Origin of the sequence: Micromonospora sp. NPDC057141 (genome assembly GCF_042670805.1) — a bacterium.
Classification (GTDB): domain Bacteria; phylum Actinomycetota; class Actinomycetes; order Mycobacteriales; family Micromonosporaceae; genus Micromonospora.
In genome coordinates, this window is sequence record NZ_JBHUVA010000114.1 from 1 (window position 1) to 16,134 (window position 16,134).

11 protein-coding genes and 2 pseudogenes are annotated in these 16,134 nt (G+C 75.7%); 10 read left to right on the forward strand and 3 right to left on the reverse strand.

Annotated features, from left to right (window positions below; genetic code table 11):
* Nucleotides 1–505: 505 nt before the first annotated feature.
* A complete protein-coding gene (locus tag ACFT41_RS30335) occupies nt 506–754 on the reverse strand; it encodes an SCO4848 family membrane protein (protein WP_377588230.1) in 249 nt (82 codons plus the stop codon).
* Nucleotides 755–783: 29 nt separating this feature from the next.
* Here ACFT41_RS30335 and ACFT41_RS30340 point away from each other — a divergent pair.
* A pseudogene (locus tag ACFT41_RS30340) lies at nt 784–1,057 on the forward strand (tryptophan--tRNA ligase); the annotation flags it as partial.
* 10 nt (nt 1,058–1,067) lie between these two features.
* On the opposite strand, the gene ACFT41_RS30345 reads toward ACFT41_RS30340, so the two are convergent.
* On the reverse strand, nt 1,068–2,369 hold the full coding sequence (locus tag ACFT41_RS30345) for a hypothetical protein (protein WP_377588231.1): 1,302 nt from the start codon (nt 2,367–2,369) through the stop codon (nt 1,068–1,070).
* 169 nt (nt 2,370–2,538) lie between these two features.
* On the opposite strand from ACFT41_RS30345, the gene ACFT41_RS30350 reads away from it, so the two are divergent.
* The 4 genes from ACFT41_RS30350 to ACFT41_RS30365 all read left to right on the forward strand — a co-directional run bounded on the left by ACFT41_RS30350 (nt 2,539) and on the right by ACFT41_RS30365 (nt 9,424).
* The gene (locus ACFT41_RS30350; protein ID WP_377588232.1) at nt 2,539–3,159 is read left to right on the forward strand and encodes a response regulator transcription factor; all 621 of its coding nucleotides are present in this window, start codon (nt 2,539–2,541) and stop codon (nt 3,157–3,159) included.
* A 139-nt stretch (nt 3,160–3,298) separates the two neighbouring features.
* Nucleotides 3,299–6,439 carry a hypothetical protein gene (locus tag ACFT41_RS30355; protein ID WP_377588233.1) on the forward strand — a complete coding sequence of 1,047 codons (3,141 nt, stop codon included), beginning with the start codon at nt 3,299–3,301 and terminating at the stop codon, nt 6,437–6,439.
* A 10-nt stretch (nt 6,440–6,449) separates the two neighbouring features.
* A complete protein-coding gene (locus ACFT41_RS30360; RefSeq protein ID WP_377588234.1) occupies nt 6,450–7,184 on the forward strand; it encodes a DUF4255 domain-containing protein in 735 nt (244 codons plus the stop codon).
* On the forward strand, nt 7,181–9,424 hold the full coding sequence (locus ACFT41_RS30365; RefSeq protein WP_377588235.1) for an AAA family ATPase: 2,244 nt from the start codon (nt 7,181–7,183) through the stop codon (nt 9,422–9,424). Before ACFT41_RS30360 ends, ACFT41_RS30365 begins: the two co-directional genes overlap by 4 nt.
* 17 nt (nt 9,425–9,441) lie before the next feature.
* Here the strand turns inward: ACFT41_RS30365 and ACFT41_RS30370 are convergent, their stop codons facing one another.
* Nucleotides 9,442–10,806: a DUF4157 domain-containing protein gene (locus ACFT41_RS30370; RefSeq protein WP_377588236.1), complete on the reverse strand. Its 1,365-nt coding sequence runs from the start codon at nt 10,804–10,806 to the stop codon at nt 9,442–9,444.
* 206 nt (nt 10,807–11,012) lie between these two features.
* Here ACFT41_RS30370 and ACFT41_RS30375 point away from each other — a divergent pair, with 206 nt between their 5' ends.
* The 5 genes and pseudogenes from ACFT41_RS30375 to ACFT41_RS30395 form a co-directional block, all read left to right on the forward strand.
* On the forward strand, nt 11,013–12,566 hold the full coding sequence (locus tag ACFT41_RS30375; protein WP_377588237.1) for a phage tail sheath family protein: 1,554 nt from the start codon (nt 11,013–11,015) through the stop codon (nt 12,564–12,566).
* A gap of 30 nt (nt 12,567–12,596) precedes the next feature.
* Complete coding sequence (locus ACFT41_RS30380) at nt 12,597–13,037, forward strand: phage tail protein (RefSeq protein WP_229403206.1); 441 nt, start codon at nt 12,597–12,599, stop codon at nt 13,035–13,037.
* On the forward strand, nt 13,034–13,510 hold the full coding sequence (locus ACFT41_RS30385; protein ID WP_377588238.1) for a hypothetical protein: 477 nt from the start codon (nt 13,034–13,036) through the stop codon (nt 13,508–13,510). The genes ACFT41_RS30380 and ACFT41_RS30385 overlap by 4 nt, the downstream gene beginning before the upstream one ends.
* Entirely contained in the window at nt 13,507–13,665 is a 159-nt protein-coding gene (locus tag ACFT41_RS30390) for a DUF6760 family protein (protein WP_176734857.1), read from the forward strand. Before ACFT41_RS30385 ends, ACFT41_RS30390 begins: the two co-directional genes overlap by 4 nt.
* A 6-nt stretch (nt 13,666–13,671) precedes the next feature.
* Nucleotides 13,672–16,134: pseudogene (locus ACFT41_RS30395) on the forward strand (hypothetical protein); the annotation flags it as partial.

Consider the following 16,134-nt stretch of genomic DNA (forward strand, 5'->3'; position numbering starts at 1 on the left):
ATCCGAAAGCCCCCCACCAAGAGGACCCCCATCCGGGGCAACTCGCTCTCCCTACCACCCGCCACTCTCGCGCCGGGCACTTTTACTACGTTACCTCACCGTCTCCGCCGTGTCAAACCATGTATCCCGGTCTGTCGTGCTTCGTACGGGTATTGCGCTCATGATCGCGCGCAGCAGCGAACCGCTGCTCGTGATCATCGGATTTGGCAGGCCGGCCGCCGTGGTCTCCCACGATCGCGCCCGGTTCCCCGCCGGTTGCGTACCTTACCCGGTCGGTTTCGCCGCTCCAAATCCGCCCTGCGGCAGATCCGGTGGCCCCGCCCGACTCGTCCCTGCAGGGCCGAGCTGTGCTGTCCCGCGCTCCGGCCTTCAGGACTTTCGCCCTGTTTCGTCCGTTCCGCGCTGGCAGAGAGAAAGTTACGCGTCCCGGGGTTTCAACGTCAAATCGGGGGGTAGAGGCCCACGTCACACCATTCGTGACCGAAGATACCCGCAGCTCAACGGGTCAGCCCCGGTTGCGGGCGGCCCGCCAGCCCCGTACGCCGAGGACGCCGACCGTGCTGCCGATCGCCAGGGACGCCGCGATCAGCAGGGCATGGATCCAGAGAAACCCGGTGGGCGCCCCCTCGCCGACGGCGCCGCCGGCCCAGGCACGAGGGTCGTTCCAGATGGCGACGGCGAACCGGGGCCAGATCACCCACGTCCACGCGCCGACCCCGACGAGGAAGAGCGCCCACCCGCGCGACAGCACCATGGTCCGCGAGTATGCCAGCAGGCCCGCTCCAGAACCTGGTGACCGTGCCCCCGGCTTGAGCGGGTGCCGTCGCTCAAGGACATGGCGCGGGCCGCCGGCAAGGACGACGCGGCGCACGTCGAGGTGACCCGGGAGATCGCCGGCCGGGCCGTCATGGGGATGTACACCGACCCGAACCGGGTGCGCGCCGACGTGCCGGGCACGGCGGAGGGGTACCCGGTGTTCGCGTACCACGACGTGTTCAACCCGGACCGGGAGCAGGTGGCGAACCTCGGGCAGCGGTACCGGGCCGGCCGGCACGGGACGCGCGGTGTCAGTCCTCCGGGTCCGGGTTCTCCCTGAGCACGCCGTTGAGGTAGAGCGACTCGCGGCAGGTGGTGGCGCGGGGGGCGTTGGCCGGAGCGCCGGGGCGCCGGCAGACCACCGTCAGGGTCACCCTGCCCCGGGCGGGTATCCGGATCGGGGTGACCGAGTGGTAGTCCTGGTTGCGGAAGTTCTCCAGGGCGTAGGTGACCACCCGCACCTGGTTCGCGGTGACCGTCAGCGTGCCCTCGTCGCCCTGCACGTTGTCGACCAGGAAGTCGGTGAGCAGGAAGGTCTTCCCCGCCGGGACCGTGTAGCTGCGCTCCGCCGACCCGTTCGGGCTGGTGCGGAAGGTGATGGCGACGGAGAACTGCTCGCCGCCGAGGCCACCGGCGGGGCCACCCACCCCGCCGTCGCCGGAGGTGCCGCCGCCGGGGTTGCCGCCGCCCGGGGCGCCGCCGCCGGGCGGGGCGGTCGTCGGGGCCGGGTTCGGTGCGGCGGTGGGCACCGGCTCGCCCTGCGCGACCTGCCGGGCCTTCTCCGCCTCCACCGCCTCCCGGGCGGCGGTCTCCACCTGCGGCCGCAGCAGCCCGAACCAGATCGCGGCCAACGCCAGCACCAGGGCCAGCAGCGCCGCCAGCAGCTTCAGCAGCCCCGCCGAGATGATCGGGCGCTGGACGAAGACGGCGTCCAGGCCACGGGTCCGGCCGTCGGAGGTGCGCAGCTCGACGGCGAACGGGTACTCCTTCGGCGGGCCCCACCAGAGCAGCCGGCGGGCGCGTACCCGAAGCGGGGTCTCGGCGCGGGTGCCGTTGGGTACGGTGACCGGCTCGGCGGGCAGCGCGAACGTCACCTGGTCGGTGCCCTCGGCGGCGGCGAGGCCGACCTGCTCGGTCACGTTGCCGAGGTTGTCGGTGTCGATGCGGTAGCGGGCGCCGCGCAGCCCGCTACGCGACGGCGGCTGCACCTGCGCCGCCACCTCGGAGAACGGCTCGACGGTGAGGACGCCCTCCTCCACGACCGCCGAGTCGGGGTGTTCGGCGGGGACCACCCGGACGCCGAAGGGCCGGTCCCCGGCGTCCACCCGAGCGGAGCGGGGCGGGCGGAAGGTGACCGTCACGGTGTCCGAGCCCGCCGGGTAGAGGTTGAGGGTCGGCGGTTGCACGGTCACCCACTCGTGCGGCACGCCGAGGATCTCGAACCGGTACGCCTCGACCGTGTCGCCGGCGTTCCGCACGGTGACCGGGACCTCGACCTCGCCGCCGGGGGCGACGCTCACCGAGGGGCTGGCCAGATTCGCCGATGCGCGCATCTGCTGGAGCGTAGGAGCGCGTTCCCCGCCTGTCAGGGGCCATCGGGGTACGACGGCGGGCAGAGGTCGCTGCCCGTCGGGCGACGTTAAGTGCACGCAAAGACACCGCACCCATACTCGCCGTGCCGTCGGCGCGCGGGCCGTCGGCGCGGGGAGCGAGGAGGCGAGGATGCAGCGGATACCGGTCTACGTGCACGCGACGGATCCGATCTCGTGGACGGGCGTGACGGGCCAGCTCACGGGTCGTCCGGAGGTCAGGGTGCTGGCCCAGGCGGACGCCGCCGACGCGGCGGTCACCCTGGTCGTCGTGGACAGCCTGACCCCGCAGGGGGTGCAGGCCCTGCGGCAGCTGCGCCGGGAACAGAACCGGCTGGTGCTGGTGCCGGCCACCATCGACGACGCCCAGCTGTCGGCCGCCGTCGAGTGCGGGGTGGTGGGGGTGGTACGCCGCAGCGAGGCGTCCGCCGGCCGTCTGGTCGAGGTGATCCTGTCGGCGGCGCGGGGCGAGGCAAGCGTCCCCGCCGACCTGCTCGGTCGGTTGCTGAACCAGATGCGCCGCCTCCAGCGGGAGGTGCTCGACCCCCGGGGGATGAGCGTGGGCGGGCTGAGCTCCCGGGAGGTGGACGTGCTGCGGCTGGTCGCCGACGGGTTCGAGACGCGGGAGATCGCGGCGAAGCTGTCGTACTCGGAACGGACCGTGAAGAACGTGGTGCACGGCATGACCACCCGGCTGCACCTGCGCAACCGGGCGCACGCGGTGGCGTACGCGCTGCGGCACGACCTGATCTGAGTCGCCGGATCCGAGCTGCGCCGGGCCGCCGGGCGGGGATCGGGTCCGCCGGGACGGGCGACGGTTGCCCGTACCGCCGGCGGTTCTGCCCCGGTCCCTGGCCGGCGGTCCCTGTGCCGGGCGGTGGCGGACGGCCACGATGGCCCTCTGGGCCGTGCGCGACGTGGCCGTGCGCGACGTGGCCGCCCGCCACCGGCCCACCCGCCGTCTCCCGTCGAGGTGCCGATTGCGTCCCACCCGGAGGTCTCCCCTCGTCGCCGCCGCGACGGCGGTCGCCGCGCTGCTGGGCGCGTGGGCGCTGGGCGTCCCGCCCGACGGGGTGTCGTACGCCGAGCCGGCCGACCCGCCGCCGGTCACCGACCTGCGGGTGGCCTACCTGGGCACCGGGCACCGCAGCATCGGGGTGGTCTCCGGCACCGGGGCGGAGGCGACCGCGCCGCCGCTGTTCGGCGGTGGGCCGGCGCACTTCGACGACGAGGTGTCCGCCACGGGGGACGTGGTCGCCTGGGTCAGCCGGCGCGGGTCGGAGCTGGCCCAGCTGTGGGTCCGCCGTGGCTCGGGGGAGCCGACCGGCCTGGTCGACGACCCCACGCAGGTGGCCGGCTCGCCGTCGGTGTCGCCGGACGGCACCCGGGTCGCCTTCGCGCAGACCCGGGAGGGTGTGGGGAGCTGGCACGACATCTTCGTGGTCGGCGTCGACGGCACCGGGCTGCGGCAGGTCACCGACGGCACCGGCGACAACCGCCGGCCCACGTGGTCGCCGGACGGCACCGCGCTGGCGTTCGAGCGGCGGGACGACGCGGGCGTGCCGCAGGTGCACCGGATGCCGGTCGACGGCGGGCCGGCAACCGCCCTGACCACCCGGCCGGAGGGTGCCGGGGAGCCCGCGTGGGACCCGGACCCGGCGCACGACCGGATCGCGTACACCGCCGCGCCGCAGGACCCGGACGCTCGGCAGATCCACCTGGTCGACACCGCAGGCGGCGACGACCGGCTGCTGCTCGCCCCGTCGTGGGACAGCCACCAGCCGAGCTGGTCGCCGGACGGGACGACGCTGGCGTTCCTCAGCCGGACCACCGGCGCCGACGAGACGCGAGGGCCGGTCGACCTGGTCTACACGGGGGTGCCGCGCCCCGACTGGTGCCCGTGCGAGGCGGTGCTCCGCCTCGCCGAGGACCGCCTCGTCGGCGACCCCGCCTGGTACGTCCCGCCGGGCGGCGGCGCACCGGTGCTGCTGGTCAGCCGGACGACCGCGCCGGACCGGTACACGGTGACGTTGCAGGACGTCCGTCCCGACGCGACCGACCCCCGTGACCTCGGGCTGACCGTGCTGCGGGAGGATCCGGGCGCGGCGACGGATCCGGACCTGCTGTGGCGGCCCGTCGACGGCGACCCGTGGACGGCCCGCCCCGACTATTCGCCGGACGGGCGGCGGATCGTGGTGAACCGGTTCGAGACCGTGGCCGGGCGTCGGGTGTCCCGCCTCTGGGTCGTCGACGCCGACGGTGGCGATCCCCGGCTGCTCCCCCTCGCCGGTCGCGGGGACGCCGACGTCGAGACCGACCCGGCGTGGTCGCCGGACGGCACCCGGGTCGCGTACGCCCTGGCCGAGCCGGGCGGGGCGAGCCGGATCGTGGTGGCCGACGTGGCCAGCGGGCAGCGCCTGCTCACCGTGCCGCCGGGCGGCGACGCGGGCCGGTCCGACAGCCAGCCGGCCTGGTCGCCGGACGGGGCAATGCTGGCCCTGGTGCGGGGACAGCCGGAGGGAGCGGCGGCCGACAGTCACGTCTGGACGGTCGACGCCCGCGACGGCACCGGGCAGCGGGACCTGACCGCCGCAGGCTGCCCCGGATGCGTCGGGGCGGACTACGGCCCGAGCTTCTCGCCCGACGGCACCCGGATCGCGTTCGGGCGGGGCCCTGACGGGCTGGTCGTCACCGGCACCGACGGCGGCGACTGCCGGGTGCTGGCACCGCAGACCCCGGGGGCGGGGTGCGCCGGCCCGCTGGTCGCCCCGCCGGACGGCCCGCACCGGCCCCGGGATGTCGCCTGGTCGCCGGACGGGCACCAGCTCGCCTTCAACTCGCGCCGGTACGCCGAGCCGGCCAGCCCCGAGTACGTCAAGACGTACGACTTCGACACCGCCGTCCTGGACGGGCTGACCTGGGAGATCCCCGGCCGGCACCGCAAGCCCACCTGGCAGCGGTCGGTGGACCTGGCCACGGCGGTGGCGGAGCCGCCGGCCCCGGTGCGGGTCGGCGAGCGCACGACGCTGACGCTGACGGTGACCGACCGGGGGCCGACCCCGGCGGCGAACGTCCGCCTCGACCTGCGGGTGCCCGACGGCGTCCGGGTCACCGCGCTGGAGCCGGAGGTGGGCTCCTGCCAGGTCGCCCCGCCGGGCTGCGACCTGGGCCCGATCGGGCTGGGCAGCACCGTGCGGGTGCGCGTGGAGCTGACCGGGGTGACCGCCGGGACGTACCCGCTGGACTGGACGGTCGGGGGCTGGACGGCCGACGCCCGGCCGTCGGACAACGCGGCGTCGGTGCCGGTGACGGTCGTCCCGGTCGCCCCGCCGACGACCACCCCGCCCCCGGCCACCCCGACGCCGACCCCGACGGGCCCGCCGCCCACCAGCCCGCCGCCGGCGGGGCTCGACATCACGGTCACCGTCGACCCCGTTCCGGGGTACGTGGGCGGGACGGTCACGGTGACGTACACGGTCCGCAACACCGGCGGGCGGCCGGTGACCGGGGTCCGGATCACTCCCGCCCTGCCGGCGGGGGTGCCGGTGCGCACCCGACCGGCGGAGTGCGCCGCGACCTCCTGCCCGGTCCCCGACCTGGCCCCGGGTGCCAGCCGGTCCCTGGCGTTCGTGCTGGCCCCGGACGCGGCGACGTCGGCGACGGTACGCGGCACCGTGGCCGGCGACGGCGGCCTCGACGACACCGCCCAGGCCCCGTTCCGGGTGCTGCAGCCCCGGATCGTCGCCGTGCCGGACATCGGGCCGCCCGGCTTCGTCACCTCGGTCCGGGGCACCGACTTCCCGCCCGGCGTGCCGGTGCGGCTGGCGTGGGGCGTGGGCCTGACCGTGGCGGCGAACCCGGCCGTGCCCGCGGCCGACGGCACCTTCGCCGCGCAACTGCTGGTGGTGCCGCGCGACCAGCTCGGCCCCCGCAAGATCCTCGCCACCGGCACGGGTTTCGGCACGGTCCGCACCGACTTCCGGGTGATCCTGCCCGCCCAGCAGCCGCCCGGCCTGCTGTGGCGCGGCTGGTGAGGGGACAACGATGATCCACGAGGTGGACGAGGCGCTGCACGCGCTGCTGACCGAGGAGATGCTCGCCGGCACCGATGTGCAGCTCGCCTTCGACGCGCCGACCCGGGAGTGGGAGGCCCGGCGCAACGCCCCGACGGTGAACCTGTTCCTCTACGACGTCCGGGAGGAGATGACCCACCGCCGGGAGGGCCGGGTGGAGGAGTACGACGCGGACGGCGCGGTCGTCGCCGAGCACCGCCCGCCCCGGTACTTCGCCCTGTCGTACCTGGTGACCGCGTGGACGGCGCAGCCGCGCGACGAGCACCGGCTGCTGTCGGTGCTGCTGGCCGGGCTGGTCGTCCACGACGTGCTGCCCCCGGCCCGGCTGGTCGGCGGGCTGGCCGAGCTGGGGCTGACCGTGCCGATGAGCGTGGCGGTGCCGCCGTCACGGGACCGGGGGCTGGCCGACATCTGGTCGGCCCTCGGCGGTTCGCTGAAGCCGTCGCTGGACCTGGTGGTGACCACGCCGATCGCGGCGTCCGCGACCTTCGCCGTCCAGCCCGTCACCGACGGGCTCCGGCTGCGCTCCGGGGCGCGGGCCGGCGTCGGGCCGGCGGATAGGGCGGAGGCGGAGACCCGGCGGCTGCGCCACCCCGGCCCCGTCGACGACGCCACCCCCATCGGGGTACGCCGGGCGCGGGGCACCGCCGCCGATCGGCAGCGCCGGCAGGGCACCGGCGGGCCGATCCGGGACGGCCGCCGGTGAGCGCCTCCGTCGACGCGGATGCCCGGGTTGCCCCGGCGGGCGACGCCCCGACCGGTGGGCCCCGGGCGACCGCCCCGGAGCCCGACCACGCCGAGCCGCCCGGCACCACGTACCTTCGGGCCCGGCTGTTCCTGGTGGAGCAGCGGGTCCGGCGGGCCGTCGCGGCGGCGCGGGCGGCCGACCCGTCCCCGGAGGACCCGCTGCGCGGGCTGCACGTCTCCGACGACGACGCCTGGCGGCTGGTGGACGGCCCCGCCCCGCCCGCCCCCGACGAGATCGCGGCCGAGGCGGTGGCCACCGCCGACCGGTGGGCCGAGCGGGCCCGATCGGCGGGCGCCCGGGTGCCGCTGTGGGAGCTGGCCGAGGACTTCGCGCTGCCCCCGCTGGACGTCGAGCTGCTGCTGATCGCGCTCCTGCCCGACCTGGACCGGCGCTACGAGAAGCTCTACGGGTACCTCAACGACGACGTGACCCGCCCCCGGGCGACGGCCGGCCTGGCCCTGTCGCTCTGCGGCGTCTCCCCCGTCGCCGGGCCGGGCCGGGCGCGGCTCACCCACGCCAGCCCGCTGGTGGCCGGCGGTCTGCTCCTGGTCGAGGAGGCGGACCGCCCCTTCCTGACCCGTTCCCTGCGGGTGCCCGACCGGGTCACCGGCCACCTCCTCGGCTGCGACGCCACCGACGGGCGGGTCGACGGCCTGCTCCGCCGGCCGCCCGGGGCCCCGCTCGACGGGCCGGGCCAGGGACAGCGCCGGCCGGCCGCCGACGGGTTGGCGGCCGACGGGTTGGCGGCCGACGGGTTGGCGGCCGACGGGTTGGCGGCGGCGATCCGCGCCGGTGACCGGCTGGCCTACCTGCGGGAGGAGGCCGGCGGGGCGGCAGACGCGCTGGCCTGCGCCGCCCTGGCCGCCGCCGGCTGGTCGGTCCTGGTCGTCGACCTGGACGCGCTGGTCGGCGACCCGACGCCGGAGCAGTCCCTCGCCGCCGTGGTACGGGAGGCCCGGCTGCGCCGGGCGGGGCTGGTCGCCGGCCCGGTCGACGCCCTGGACCCGGCGGCGGGCCCGGCCCACGCCCGGCGCCTGCGCCGGCTCACGGGCCTGCCGGTGCCGGTGCTGCTCACCGGCCGGCTGCGCTGGGATCCGTACTGGGCCGAGGAGTCCCCGCTGCTGGTGACCGCCGCCCCGGTCGGCGCGCCGGAACGGGCCCGGCTGTGGCGGGACGCGCTGGCCGGGCGGCCGGTGGGGCTGGCCGCCGACGTCGACCCGGAGCGGGAGCTGTCCGCGTACGTGCTGGCGCCCGCCCAGGTGCGGCGGGCGGCGGTCGCGGCGGCGCAGCACGCGGTCCTCGACGGCGCCGACCGGGTCACCGTCCGGCATGTCCGGGCGGGGGTGCGCTCGCAGAACGCGGCGGCGCTGGAGCGGCTGGCCCGGCGGGTGGAGCCCGCCGTCGGCTGGGACGACCTGGTCCTCCCGACCCCGGCCCGGGACCAGCTCGCCGAGCTGGCGCTGCGGGTACGGCACCGGGAGCAGGTGCTGGGTGGGTGGCGGCTGCGCCCGGGTGGGGGGCGGGGTCGTGGGGTGACCGCCCTGTTCGCCGGGGACTCGGGGACGGGCAAGACGATGTCGGCCGAGGTGGTCGCCGCCGACCTGGGGCTCGACCTGTACGTGGTGGACCTGTCCACGGTGGTCGACAAGTACGTCGGCCAGACCGAGAAGAACCTGGAGCGGATCTTCACCGAGGCGGCCGGGGTCAACGGGGTGCTGCTGTTCGACGAGGCCGACGCCATCTTCGGCAAGCGCTCGGAGGTCAGCGACGCCCACGACCGGTACGCCAACCTGGAGAGCGCGTACCTGTTGCAGCGGATGGAGTCGTTCGACGGGGTGGCGGTGCTGACCACGAACCTGCGGGCCAACCTGGACGAGGCGTTCCTGCGCCGGCTCGACGTGATCGTCGACTTCCCGGTGCCGGACGTGGCGCAGCGGCGGGCGCTGTGGGACCGCTGCCTCGGCGTCGAGCTGCCCCGGGCCGCCGACGTCGACCTGGATCACTGTGCCCGCGCGTTCGAGCTGAGCGGGGGCGGCATCCGCGCCTGCGCGGTGAGCGCCGGCTACCTGGCCGCCGCAGCCGGGACGCCGGTGACCATGGCGATGGTCATGGCGGCTGCCCAGCGCGAGTACCGCAAGCTGGGCCGGCTGGTCCTACCCTCAGCCACGCCGAACGGCGCACGGCCCCGCCACGCCTGAGGACGGATGCCGGCCCGCTAGGTGAGCGTGACGTCCCAGGCGCTGTTCCCGGCGGGAGCCGCCGTAACCGGTGCGGACTCCACCGGGTTGTCGGGGTCGAAGGGGGAGGTGAAGTTGTGGGTGACCGCCGGGCTGGTCCAGGTGCCGCCCCGGGCGTCCCGGCGCTTGATCTTCCACCTGAAGCTGACCGAGTATCTGGCGAGCCAGGAGCCGGGCGTCATGGCCACCCGGCCCGACCAGCCTGGATGGTCGTTGAACTCGATGCTGTTGCTCCCGACGGAGATCGCCTCCGGGGCCTCGTCGTACTCCGGTTGGTAGGGACCGTCCTGCGCCCAGCTGCTGAGACGCTGCTCCTTCTTCTCGAATTGCCCGTCGTCCTCCACGCCCTCGTAGTAGACGAAGCTGTCCCGGACCTGCTGCTTGAAGTCGTAGATCGCAGTCACGCTGCGGGGCAGGTTCTCCGGCGCGTGCAAAGTGGCGACCTGGTAGAAGCCGATGTCCTGCTTCTCGTCCAGTCGCTGCGTGGCCGGCCCCTCGTACTCGGAGGCGAAAGTCAGCCGCAGGCTGTTGAGGTCCGCCTCCGGCAGGTCCGGCTGAGCCTTCCGCCTGGTGCTGGAACGGGTGCTGCGCCCGCCGCTGCCCGGGTACGGCTCCCTGCGGCTGCTCGACGTCGCCGTGTCGTCCACATCCGCCCTCGGCGCCCGCTGCACCGGGGTCTGCGCCCCCGGCAACGTCAGCGGGGGCAACTCGACGGTGTCCTGTGCCAGCTGCGGTGCGGGGTCGGTGGCGAGGGAGCGATCGGCGTTCGCCTCGGCCTCCCGCTCGAACCGGTCGCCCGGGTCGCTGATCCGCAGCCCAGCCCCGTTGTCGGTGCCGGCCACCGGCCCCAACCGCTGCTGGATCACATGGGTCAACTCGTGTGCCAGGGTGTGCCGGTCCCCGCCCCCGTCACCGAGGACCACGTGATTGCCGGAGGTGTAGGCCCGCGCCCCGATCCCGGCCGCCGACGCCCGGGCCGTCGCATCGTCGTGGATCCGTACGTCGGAGAAGTCCGCCCCCAGCCGGGCCTCCATGTCGCCCCGGGTCGCGTCGTCCAACGGCCGTCCGCCGGAGCCGAGCACCGAAGCGACCGACCGCTGCACCTGCTCGGTCGACGGATGCCCGCAGTTCGCGCCGTGCTCGTGCCGGCCCTGCTCGACCATCTCCGCCACCGCGCGGTTGCCCACCGTCCGCTGTAGGGCGATGACCTCCTGCGGGCTGCGAACTGGACCGGCCCGTCCCGGTACGGCGGCATCGGCCTGCCGGCCGCCGGCCGGGCCCGGCCGGGCCGACGCCTGGTGCTTCTGGGAACTCGATGTCAGGTCGGACCGGTGACGACGCATGTCCGGGCACCTCTCTCGACCGCAGGTCGGCATCGACGGCCATCGTAGGACCGGCGCGGACGTCCGGTCGAGGGTCGTCCGGCCAGGACACGGCCCCTGCCCCTGTGGTGCGTGAGTCTGCCCCCGCGCGGTCCGTAGGGACCTTCCCGCCGGTTCCCCGGCCGAGCAGGCTGGCCTGCGTCCGCCGACCTGGCAGAGGAGCTTGCATGCCGACGTACCTGTCCCCGGGCGTGTACGTGGAGGAGGTGCAGAGCGGTTCGCGTCCCATCGAGGGCGTCGGGACCGCGGTCACCGCCTTCCTGGGGTTCGCCGAGAAGGGGCCCTTCCACGCGCCGACCCTGGTCACCAACTGGAGCCAGTACGTCCAGCTCTTCGGCGGGATGGTCGATGGCGCCTACCTGGCGCACGCGGTGTACGGGTACTTCGCCAACGGCGGGGGCGTCTGCTACATCGTCCGGATCGGCGACCCGTCGGCCGGCCGGAAGACCGGCGGCCGGGGCGGTCAGAAGGCGCTGCCCGCCGGCGAGCCGTCGGCGCTCGGCACGTTCCGGGTGGCCGCCCTGCCGTCCGCCAGCGGTGGCGAGATCACCGTGGAGGTCGCCGACGTCGAGGGCGAGGGGGCCGGCGAGGACCGGTTCCGGCTCGTCGTGCACCGGGACGGCCGGGTGGCCGAGGAGTACGACGGCTCGTTCCGGCGCAACAGCAAGACCTCGGTGGTCAGCCAGGTCCGCGAGCGGTCCAAGCTGATCACCATGGAGGAGGCCGCCCCGGCCAACGCCCTGGCCCGGCCCGCCAAGCAGACGGTCACCCTGGCCCCGCCCACGGCCCCCGGCGACGCCGTGCCGGCCGCCCTCACCGCCGGCGAGTTCGCCGGGGACGTCGACTCCCGCACCGGCCTGGCCGGGCTGGAGGCCATCGACGAGATCACCATGGTCGCCGCGCCGGACCTGATGGGGGCGTACCAGCAGGGGGTCGTCGACCTGGAGGCGGTCAAGGCCGCCCAGCTCGCCCTGATCTCGCACTGCGAGCAGATGGGCGACCGGATGGCCCTGCTCGACCCGCCGCCGGAGTTGACCGCCCAGCAGGTCCGCGCCTGGCGGCAGGACGAGGCCGGCTACGACTCCCGGTACGCGGCCCTCTACTACCCCTGGGTGAAGGTCTTCGACCCGAGCACCGGGCGGGGCGTGTTCCTGCCGCCGAGCGGGCACCTCGCCGGCCTCTGGTCCCGCAACGACACCGAGCGGGGCGTGCACAAGGCCCCCGCCAACGAGGTGGTCCGGGGCGTGGTCGACCTGCAGAACAACGTCACCAAGGGCGAGCAGGACCTGCTGAACCCGATCGGGGTCAACTGCATCCGGGCGTTCCCCGGGCGCGGCGTCCGGGTCTGGGGCGCGCGGACCCTCTCCTCCGACCCGGCGTGGCGCTACATCAACGTCCGGCGGCTGTTCAACTACGTCGAGGAGTCCATCCTCCTCGGCACCCAGTGGGTGGTGTTCGAGCCGAACGACCAGCGGCTGTGGGGCACGATCCGGCGCAACATCTCCGCCTTCCTCACGGAGGAGTGGCGGCGGGGCGCCCTGTTCGGGGCGACCGCCGCCGAGGCCTTCTACGTCAAGTGCGACCGGGAGACCAACCCGCCGGAGGTGATCGACCGGGGCCAGGTGGTGTGCGAGATCGGCATCTGCCCAGTCAAGCCCGCCGAGTTCGTCGTCTTCCGGCTGGCCCAGTTCTCCGACAGCACCAGCCTGGTCAGCGACTGACCGGACCGACCATGACGAAAGGCGGCCACGATGGCCAGTGGTGACACCCTTATCGTGCACAGCTTCCAGGTGGAGCTGGGCGGCATCCAGGTGGAGCTGGTGCAGGAGGTCAGCGGCCTGACCGTCGAGCTGGACTCGATCGAGGTCAAGTCGGTGACCCCCACCGGCGAGCTGATCATCCGGAAGATCCCCGGGGCCCGGAAGGCCGGCGAGGTCACCATCACCCGGGGGCTCGACAAGAGCAGCGCCTTCACCGACTGGATCAAGGAGACGTTCCTGAAGGGCGCGGTGGAGGCGGCCCGGCAGAACATCAGCATCATCCTCAACAACGCCGACAAGTCCGAGACGCGGCGCTTCGACCTGACCAACGCGTGGGTGAGCAAATGGGAGGGGCCGGGGCTCAAGGCCGGCGACCCGACGGCGGCGACCGAGAAGGTCACCGTGGTCTACGAGGAGATCAGCGCGCAATGAGACGCCGTGGTGTCTCGGCCGGGGGCCTCGACACCCTCGTCGACCCGGCCGCCGGCCCGGAGGAGGCCGCCTCGCCGGTGGCCGCGCCGGTCGCGCCCGTCCGGCTCCAGACGGAGTTCACCTTCCAACTTCCCCGGGGGTACGTCGACGAGGACGGCACCGTGCACCGGGACGGCGCCATGCGGCTGGCCACCGCCCGGGACGAACTGGCACCCCTGGTCGACCTGCGGGTCAAGCAGAACCCGGCGTACCTGTCGATCGTCCTGCTCAGCCTGGTGATCACCCGGCTGGGCACGATCACCCAGGTACGGGCGGAGGTCGTCGAGCGGCTCTTCGCCTCCGACCTGGCCTTCCTCCAGGACCTGTACCGGCGGATCAACGCCGAGGGGCACACCCTCGCCGAGGTCACCTGCCCCGACTGCGAGTCGGTGTTCGAGGTGGACCTGGCCGGTGGTCGCCCGGGGGAATCGTGACGTACGGGGCCGACCGGCTCCACGAGGAGGTCTCGTACGTCGCGTACCACTTCCACTGGCCGCGCACCGAGATCCTCGATCTCACCCACGCCGAACGGGCCCGGTACGTGGCGGAGATCGCCCGCATCAACACCAGGATGAACGAAGGTCAGTGAGGCGCGATGGGGCTACGCGACAGGATGCGGCGGCTGACCGAACGCAACCGCGCCCGGGTGACCGGCCCCGTCGGTGACGCCCGCCCGTCCTCCGCCCCGGCCGGGCCGGCGGGCCCGACGCCGCCGGCCGCCCCCGGGGGCACAGTTCCCGCCGCCGATCCCGCCGGCCCCGGCTGGTGGGCGCTGCCCCCGCTCCAGCGGGCGGTGTCCACAGGGCCGCTCCAGGTCGCCGACCTGCCCCGGTTCACCGATCGGCTGGTCACCTACCGCGACCCGACGCTGCGCGCGCCGCTCGACCATCTGATCAGCGACCAGGCACCGCTCGGGGTCGTCCACGACCTGGCCCGGCCCCGCCCGACCCGGCCCGACGCTGGCCGGGGGCGGGTGCCGCACCTGCCCGCCGTCCAACGCCGCATCGCCGCTCTTCCCGCCGACCCGACTGCGGGTGCGGGGCTGCCCCTGGTGGCGTGGGCCCCGAAGCCGGCTGCGGCTGGGACAAGGGCCGGGGCACTGGTCACCGCCCCGCCGCCGGCCCCGATCCGCAGGCTGGCCGGCACGCCGCTGCCCGGCGTACCGGCCCGTCCGCCGGCCACGGTCCAGCGGGCCGCGCGACCCTCGACGGCAACCGCCGTCCCCCCTTCGACGGGTCGTCCCGGATCGGCCGCCGACCCGCTCCCCGCCGAACCCGTCACCCCGACCGGCGGCCGGAACCGCACCGTTCCGGCCGCCCCCAGCCCCGCATCCGCCGACGCCGCCCACTCCACCGGCGCCTCGCCCAGCGGCGCCACCGGCAGCGGTCCGTCCAGCCGATCGGGCACCACGGCTCCACCCGCCGGTTCCGGCGGGGGATCCGCACCGGGTGCCCCGGGTGGCGGGCGGGCCGCACCGGTCGTCCACAGTGGGCCTGCGCCGGGACGCGCCGGGACGCCCCCGGTGCGCCACGCCGCCCGGCTCGGCCTCGGCGACCCGCTGCCCGCGCTGCCCGAGACCGCCCGGCCCGGCGCCGCCGGGCGGTCGGCTGCGACCGGACCCACCACCACCGCCACCGCCCCCACCGCCGGCGGCGGCGGCCCGACGGGCCGGGAGCCTTCCGGTCCCCCGCCGACGATGCAGCGCACGCCGGCCGGTCGGGAGCCGGGTGGGACGAGTGCCGGCACGAGCCCGCAGCCGGGCGGGGATCCGCACCGGTCGGCCGGTCCCGGGGAACACCGGCTCGGACGCGCCGGCCTGGGACCACCGCTGCCTGCCGACGATCCACCCCCGGTGGTGCGCCCGAATCCACCGGCCAGCTCCGACGTCCTTACTGCCGGCACCGCCCGGGCCGGGACGTCCCGGCCCGACACACCGTCGGTCGCCGTCCCTCGGGCCGGTGCGGCCCGACCACTTCCCGCACCGACGCGGCCAGCCCCGGCCGGTGACACCTCTCGGCCCACGCGCCCGACCCGGGCCGACGTACCGGCCGCCCGGGCGGAGGATGCGCGACCGGCGCAGGGAACCCGGCCGGCACCGGCCCCGGGAGGCGACCCGCACCGGGCCGTTCCCGCACCGCCACGCGCACCGGTCCGGCCCCCGGTCGGCGGCGCGTCGGACGGTGCCGCCGGGACGCCGTCCCGGCCGGTGGTCCAGCGACTCCGGTGGCGGCCCGCGAACATGCCCGGGGCCGCAGCCGACCCCCCGACGGTGGCCGCCCCAACCGGTAGCGGCGGCCCGGGTGCAGCCGCCCGCCTGGTGCCGCCGCGCACCCCGATGCCGCAGGGCATGCCGCCAACCGTCATCGACGGGCAGGCGACGCTCGTGCCCGGCAACGTCGCCGGGTACTCCTCCGCCGCCGTCCCGCAGGGATCACCGCCGCCCGCGCCGGCTCAGCCCCGCGCCGCGACGCCCCCTTCCGTACCACAAAGCGCGCCGCCGGATTCCGTCCCGCAGGGCACGCCGCCGGCTCCGACCGTCCCACGCCGGGTTCCGCTGCTGGCCGAACGCGGGTTGCCCCTGCTGACCGACGCACCCGCCCCGGCCGGGGCGGGTCCGGCCGGTGCCCGGGCCAGGGTGCCGGTGACCTGGCGGACGCGCGGCGCGGGAAGCCCTGATCCGATCCCCGCCGGGACGTCCGGCGGGGCGGGAACGTCGGCCGGGAGCCCGGCCGCCGTCCAGCGGGCACCCCGGACGGGCGCGGGCAGCACGCGCCGCCCGGCGGCCGTCGTCGACGGACGGCACGACGGCGGGAGCCGCCCCCGAACGGGACGGCACTGGCAGGAGCCGGCCGGCGTGGGCGGGCCGACGGGGGCCACGGGCGGTCGGGCGTCGGGCGGTCACGGCACGATCGGGCCCGACCCGACCGGGCAGGGCGACCGGACGGGACAGGGCGAGCAGACCCGACAGGGCGAGCAGACCCGACAGGGCGAGCAGACCCGACAGGGCGAGCAGACCCGACAGGGCGAGCAGACCCGACAGGGCGAGCAGACCCGACAG

Bases quoted from the DNA above. Each gene is read 5' to 3' on its own strand.
- ACFT41_RS30345 (WP_377588231.1), bottom strand. From the start codon at position 2,369: ATGCGCGCATCGGCGAATCTGGCCAGCCCCTCGGTGAGCGTCGCCCCC.
- ACFT41_RS30380 (WP_229403206.1), top strand. From the start codon at position 12,597: ATGGCCAGTGGTGACACCCTTATCGTGCACAGCTTCCAGGTGGAGCTG.
- ACFT41_RS30335 (WP_377588230.1), bottom strand. From the start codon at position 754: ATGGTGCTGTCGCGCGGGTGGGCGCTCTTCCTCGTCGGGGTCGGCGCG.
- ACFT41_RS30360 (WP_377588234.1), top strand. From the start codon at position 6,450: ATGATCCACGAGGTGGACGAGGCGCTGCACGCGCTGCTGACCGAGGAG.
- ACFT41_RS30350 (WP_377588232.1), top strand. From the start codon at position 2,539: ATGCAGCGGATACCGGTCTACGTGCACGCGACGGATCCGATCTCGTGG.
- ACFT41_RS30370 (WP_377588236.1), bottom strand. From the start codon at position 10,806: ATGCGTCGTCACCGGTCCGACCTGACATCGAGTTCCCAGAAGCACCAG.
- ACFT41_RS30385 (WP_377588238.1), top strand. From the start codon at position 13,034: ATGAGACGCCGTGGTGTCTCGGCCGGGGGCCTCGACACCCTCGTCGAC.
- ACFT41_RS30355 (WP_377588233.1), top strand. From the start codon at position 3,299: ATGGCCCTCTGGGCCGTGCGCGACGTGGCCGTGCGCGACGTGGCCGCC.
- ACFT41_RS30375 (WP_377588237.1), top strand. From the start codon at position 11,013: ATGCCGACGTACCTGTCCCCGGGCGTGTACGTGGAGGAGGTGCAGAGC.